The sequence below is a fragment of the Janthinobacterium rivuli genome (genome assembly GCF_009208735.1).
Taxonomy (GTDB): Bacteria; Pseudomonadota; Gammaproteobacteria; order Burkholderiales; family Burkholderiaceae_D; genus Janthinobacterium.
This window is the reverse complement of sequence record NZ_WFLJ01000026.1, coordinates 60,335-66,711: the sequence shown is the minus strand read 5'-3', so window position 1 is coordinate 66,711 and position 6,377 is coordinate 60,335. Positions and strand designations below refer to the sequence as shown.

Below are 6,377 nucleotides of genomic sequence, written 5' to 3'. Positions count from 1 at the left end.
GGCCGCGCCGCTGGCGCAGGCACAGGCCGCCGCTTCCCTGCTGGCCCTGCAAGCGGCGCAAGCCGACGATGCCGCCGCCGCCAGCGCTGCGGCGGCAGCGGCGCAGGCACATGCGAATGCGAATGCCGCGTATGCGGACGACGCGGCGGCTGCCCAGGCCAATGCCGACGCGCAGGCGGCCGACATCGCCCTGGTGCAAGCGAACGCCCTCGCCGCGCAGACCGACGCCAGCGCCCTGGCCGTCGTGGCGGCAGCGGATGCGTCCCACGCCGCCGCCGTGCAAGCCATCGCCGACCAGACCGATGCCGTGGCCCTCACGCAGGCCGCCGATGCGGCGGCGGCGGCGGCGCTGGCAGCGGCACAAACGGCGGCTCTGACGGACGCCAGCGCCCTGCACCTGGCAGCCGATGCGGCTGCGGCCGCCGCCCTGCAGGCGCAGGCACAGGCGGACCTGACGGACGCCAGCTCGCTGACGGTGGCGGCGAATACCGATGCCGCGGCGGCGGCGGCGGCCCAGGCGCTGGCCGACCTGACGGACGCGAGCCAGCTCTTCGTGCTGAGCCAGAATGCCCTGCACAACCCGCTGACGGTGGCCGACTTCAGCACCGGCCTGCCGGCCGCCGGCGGCGACGTGATCGACATGTCGGCCATCGCCGACCTGACGGCGTCGGTGGCCGTGGGCGTCAATCTGAGCACGGACTTCAGCAACAACAACCTGTTCATCTTCGACGGCACGTCCGTGTCGATCGGCGCGGCGGCCAGCGCCATCGCGGCCGACAACAGCGTCTTGTCGGGCCAGGGCTACATCGTCATCGCCGATGCGCAAAACAGCGGCGCCGTGACGGTGTATCACTCGAGTGACCTGAGCAACGCCAACGCCATCGACACGGCGCTGGTGCTGCTGAGCGGGGTGAACATCACGCAACTGACGGCGGCCAACTTCGTCGTCTGAGGCGGGGCACCCACGCCGGGCGCCGCGCCTGGCACGGCAGCGGGAGCGCAGCGCAGCACTGCGCGCGCTCCCGCCACACCTTGAAATGCGTCAGGCCTCGGGCCGGAAAAATACGGGATGAAATTACGCGGTTTCCCAGCATGGTCCTCACTGCCACGCATCGCGGCCTTGCTGGCGGCCGTGGCCATGGCATCGGTATCGTCCTTCGCCGGCGCCCAGGGCGCCACCGCCTGGAGCTTCGACCAGGTCTTGCAGCAGGCGCTGCAAAGCCATCCCGCCGTGCAGGGCAAGCGTTCGGCGCAGGCGGCCGCGCGCGCCGAACTCGATGGCGCGCAATGGCAGCGCTTTCCCAGCCTGTCGGCCGAAGTGCCCACCGGTTCACGGGAAACGGGCGGCGTGGTGCGCATCGAGCAGCCGCTGTGGAGCGGCGGCCGCATCGACGCCGGCATCGATGCCGCCGGCAGCCGGGTCGACGCGGCCGGCGCCGCCATCGAGGAAGAACGCCTGACCCTCTCCCTGCGCGTGATCGCCGCCTACACGGAAGCGTTGCGCCAGACGGCACGCGTGCGCTCGGCGCAGGCGGGCCTGGACGAGCACCAGCGCCTGCTGGACATGATCAAGCGCCGCGTGGTGCAGTCGGTCAGCTCGCAGACGGACCAGCGTTTGGCCGAGTCGCGCGCCTACCAGGCGGCCAACGACGTGTCGAATGCGCGCCAGGCGCTGGAAAACGCGCTGGCGCAGCTGTCGCAACTGGCCGGCAAACCCGTGCGCCTCGTCAGCGCCACGGGCATCGGCGTGGGAGAGCCTGTGCCCGACGCCAGCCTGGAACGGGTCATGCGCCAGGCCATTGCCTATTCCCCCACCCTGCAGCGCCTCGAATTCGAGGCGCAGGCCGCCGATTCCGAAATCACCCTGCAGCGCTCGGCCTACATGCCGAAAGTCGTGCTGCGCATGGAAAAGCCGACGGGCGGCATCAATGCAGACAACCGCACGCGCGCCATGCTGGTGCTGCAGGCGCAGCCGGGCGCGGGCCTGTCGGCCAAGGCCGGCGTGGATGCCGCCGTGGCCCGGCGCGAAGGCGCGCGCGCCGCGCACGACGCGGCCGAACGCGACGTGCGCGAGCGCTTCACGCTGGACTGGAACGAGGCCGAGGCGAGCCGCCAGCGCCTGGGCAACGCGGGCGAAGCGAGCACCACCTCGACGCAGGTATTCGAATCGTATGCGCGCCAATACGTGATCGGCCGCAAGAGCTGGAACGACGTGCTCAACGCCGTGCGCGAAGCGACCCAGGCGCAATTTTCGCTGGAAGATACGCGCGCGCAGGCGATCGCCGCCAGCCTGCGCCTGGCCGCGCAAACGGGCACCCTGGCCGGGCGCACGGCGCCGGCCGCGTCGGTGCGCGCCAATTGACCGCCACAGAACACGAACAGGAGACAGCGTGGATACCTCCATCAAACATGGCTTGCTGACACTCATCGAGCGCGCCGCCCGCCTGGCAGGCCAGCACATGGCTGGAGCGCGCCTGGCCGACCTGCAGCGCCAGCTCGATGACGTCGACGACAATGGCGCGCCCGCCATGGTGCTGACCACCCTCTGGCAGGCGGCCGGACTGGAAGGCGCGGCGCGCGCGCTGCACGATCCCACGCCGGGCGAGCTGCCGTTCGCCGTCCACAGCGCCAGCACGGGCTGGGGCTTGCTGCAGTCGCGCGGCGCCGACGGCGCCTGGCGCGGCGAAGGCGTCGACGGGCGCGCCTTGCAACTGGCCTCGCTGGCCGGCCTGGCTTGCGTGGGCCTGCCGCGCCGCAGCGAAAAAAGCGGCGCCCGCCCCGGCGCCCTGGCCCTGGTGCGCAACGCCCTGTGGCTGAAGAAAAGCGTGTTCGTCGACGCCGTGCTGGCCACCGCGCTGGTGACCCTGCTGACCATGGCCACCTCGCTGTTTTCCATGCAGGTGTACGACCGCGTGATCCCGAACCAGAGCTTCAGCACCCTGTGGGTGCTGGTGGTGGGCGTGGCCCTGTCGATCGGCCTGGAATTCATCCTCAAGCAGGTGCGCAGCCGCATCGTCGACCACTCGTGCAATGACGTCGACCATGAATTGTCCGAGTGGTTTTTCCAGCGCATGCTCGGCATCCGCATGGAGGCCCGCCCCGCGTCCGTCGGCACCCTGGCGGCACAGGTGAAGGGCTTTGAAATGGTGCGCGGCGTGCTCACGTCGACGTCGCTGTTCGTGCTGACGGACGTGCCCTTCGCCCTGATTTTTCTCGCCATGATCACCATCATCGGCGGCTGGCTGGTGGTGGTGCCGCTGGTGGCCCTGCCGCTGGCCCTCGTGTGCGGGCTGATGTTCCAGCGCGCCATCGAGAGCCATACGCGCAAGAATCTCAACGCCAGCAACCGCAAGGCCGGCTTGCTGGTGGAAGCCGTCGATGGCGTCGAAACGCTCAAGGGCAGCAGCGCCGAATGGATGATGCAATCGCGCTGGGCCGAACTGGTGGCCGAGAGCAGCCACGCGGAACAGAATATCCGCGACTATGCGGCCCTGTCGCAAAACATCACGGCCGCCTTCCAGCAACTGACCAACGTGGCGCTGATCTCCATGGGCGCGTGGTTCGTGGCGGAAAACCAGATGACCATGGGTGCGCTGATGGCCTGCACCATCATCAGCAACCGCGCCCTGATGCCCATCGTGCAGCTGCCCGCCGTGATGGTGCAGTGGGCCCATGCGCGCGCCTCGATCGACGGCCTGGAACAAGTCATCAGCCTGCCCAACGAGGCGGACAACGCGCAATTCGCGCTGACGCCGCGCAGCCTCGATACGGGCTTGCGCTTCGAACGCATCCGCTTCACGTATGGCGGCGCGCAAAAGGTGGCGCTGGAAGTGGAAAGCCTGGCCATCCGCCCCGGCGAGCGCGTCGGCCTGGTGGGCGCCATCGGCTCGGGCAAGAGCACCCTGCTGAAACTGGCCTCGGGCCTGTACCAGCCGGCAGAAGGCAAGGCTTACCTGGGCGACGTCGACATGGCCCTGCTGGCACCGGCCGTGGTGCGCGAAATGGTCGGTTACCTGCCGCAGGAAACGCGGCTGTTCAGCGGCACCCTGCGCGACAACCTGCTGCTGGGACTGGCCGACCCGGGCGAGGAAGCGATCCTGGCGGCCGCCAAACGCACGGGCCTGATCGAGCTGATACTGGGCCAGCCGCGGGGACTGGCGCTGGGCATCACCGAAGGCGGGCGCGGCGTGTCGGGCGGCCAGCGCCAGTTGATCGCCGTCACGCGTTTGCTGCTGGCCAAGCCGCGCATCTGGCTGCTCGATGAACCGACGGGCGCCATGGATGCGAAGACGGAAGCGCGCATCGTGGGGCTGTTGGGCGAACTGGCGGCCGACGGCGTGACCATGGTCGCCACCACGCACAAGAACGCCCTCTTGCCCCTGCTCGACCGCCTGGTGGTGCTGCAGGCGGGACGGGTGCTGCTCGACGGTCCGCGCGACCTTGTCCTGGCCAAGCTGTCGGGCAAGCCGCAGGCCGTGCCCAGTCCCGCCACGGTGCCGGTGGCGCAAGGAGCGGTCGCATGAAGCTGGCCAGGGTCGAAGCGCGGGAAGAAGCGAAACGTGGCAGGGTGCTGATCTGGAGCTGCACGGCCGCACTGGCGGGCGTCATCGCCTGGGCGTCGTGGGCGGAGCTGGACCAGGTCACGCGCGCCAACGGCCAGGTGATCGCCAGTTCGCGCAACCAGATCATCCAGGTGGCCGACGGCGGCGTGCTGGCCGAGCTGCGCGTGCACGAAGGCAGCGTCGTGAAAAAGGGCGCGTTGCTGGCGCGTTTCGACCGCACGCGGGCCGAGACGAGCTACCTGGAAAGCACGGCCAAGGCGGCCGGGCTGAAGGCGGCCGTGGCGCGCCTGCAGGCGGAAGTGTTTGGCGGCGCGCCGAAGTTCCCGCCCGAGCTGCAGGCGTTTCCGGAATTTCGCGCCAACCAGCTGGCCCTGTTCAGCAAGCGCCAGGGCGCCGTGCAGGCGGAAGTGGGCTCGCTGGACAGCGCCATGAAGCTGATCAAGGAAGAGCTGGAAATGAACTTGCCGTTGCTGGAAACGGGGGACGTCAGCCGCGCCGAGGTGCTGAAACTGCGGCGGCAGGTAGTCGACATCCAGGCGCAGATCACCAACCGCCGCAACAAATACCTGCAGGATAGCCAGACGGACCTGGTGAAAGCGCAGGAAGACCTGGCCGGCGTGCAGCAGACGGTGACGCAGCGCAAGGAGCAGCTGGGTTCGACGGACATTTACGCGCCCACCGACGGCATCGTGCGCAACGTGCGCCTCACCACTCTGGGCGGCGTGGCCAAGCCGGGCGAGGAAATCCTGCAGATCGTGCCGACGGACGACGACCTGATCATCGAGGCGAAAGTCAAACCGGCCGACATCGCCTTCATCAAGCCGGGCCTGCCCACGGCCGTGAAACTCGACGCCTATGACTACGGCATCTACGGGCGCCTGCGCGGCACCGTCAGCTACATCAGCGCGGACACTTTAAACGAAGACAACAAGGGCAGCGAACAGCCCTACTACCGCGTGCAGATCAAGACCAGCGGGCGCAACCTGATCGGCAAGAATGGCGAGCCTATCCTGATCCAGCCCGGCATGACGGCCACCGTGGAAATCAATACGGGCAGGAAGACGGTCTTGCGCTACCTGACGAAACCGATCACCAAGACGTTTTCGGAGTCGATGGGGGAACGCTGACGCGGCAGGCGTCAGGTGGCCGGTTTCAATCGACCAATCACGCTGGCCACCTTGGCCGTGATCATGTCGACCGCGGGACCATTGGCGCCGTGCGGCAAGATGACGTCGGCATTGCGCTTGGTCGGTTCGATGAATTGCTTGTGCATCGGGCGCACGGTTTCCAGGTATTGCTCGATGACGCTTTCCACCGAACGGCCACGTTCCGTGATATCGCGTTGCATGCGGCGGATGAAGCGCACGTCGGAGGCCGTGTCGACAAAGATCTTCAGCGACATCATGTTGCGCAAGTCTTCGTCATACAAGGCAAACAGGCCTTCGATCACGATCACCGGCGCCGGCTTGACCAGGATGGTCCTGTCGGAGCGGTTGTGCAGCGTGAAGTCGTACTCGGGCATCTCGATCGATTCGCCGTTGCGCAAGGCCTGGATGTGCTGCACCAGCAATGGCCACTCGAACGCCTGCGGATGGTCGTAATTCTGCTGACGGCGAACTTCGGGGGAGAGATGGGTTTGGTCGCAGTAGTAGTCGTCCTGCATCACGACCGAGACCATGTCGGCGCCAAAGGACGCCAGGACCTGCTGTGATACGGTGGACTTGCCACTGCCGCTACCGCCGGCGACACCAATGACAAACGGTTGGAAGGAAATATTGTTCATGCCGAATGATACCGGAAACGCGAGCGGACCGA

5 protein-coding genes are annotated in these 6,377 nt (G+C 67.9%); 4 read left to right on the top strand and 1 reads right to left on the bottom strand.

The genetic code is table 11. From position 1 onward, the window contains the following. The 4 genes from GCN78_RS29470 to GCN78_RS27055 all read left to right on the top strand — a co-directional run. Positions 1–952 (top strand): hypothetical protein (locus tag GCN78_RS29470; RefSeq protein ID WP_193316886.1); only part of this gene is annotated, 952 nt, incomplete at its 5' end. Positions 953–1,069: 117 nt separating this feature from the next. Continuing rightward, positions 1,070–2,362 (top strand): TolC family protein, encoded by a 1,293-nt coding sequence (locus GCN78_RS27065; RefSeq protein ID WP_152254458.1) that lies wholly within the window; start codon positions 1,070–1,072, stop codon positions 2,360–2,362. A 28-nt stretch (positions 2,363–2,390) separates the two neighbouring features. Continuing rightward, a complete protein-coding gene (locus GCN78_RS27060) occupies positions 2,391–4,523 on the top strand; it encodes an ATP-binding cassette domain-containing protein (protein WP_226939845.1) in 2,133 nt (710 codons plus the stop codon). Continuing rightward, a complete protein-coding gene (locus tag GCN78_RS27055; protein ID WP_152254457.1) occupies positions 4,520–5,689 on the top strand; it encodes an HlyD family type I secretion periplasmic adaptor subunit in 1,170 nt (389 codons plus the stop codon). Before GCN78_RS27060 ends, GCN78_RS27055 begins: the two co-directional genes overlap by 4 nt. A gap of 11 nt (positions 5,690–5,700) precedes the next feature. Here the strand turns inward: GCN78_RS27055 and udk are convergent, their stop codons facing one another. Further along, on the bottom strand, positions 5,701–6,345 hold the full coding sequence (gene udk, locus GCN78_RS27050; RefSeq protein ID WP_152254456.1) for a uridine kinase: 645 nt from the start codon (positions 6,343–6,345) through the stop codon (positions 5,701–5,703). Positions 6,346–6,377 lie beyond the last annotated feature (32 nt).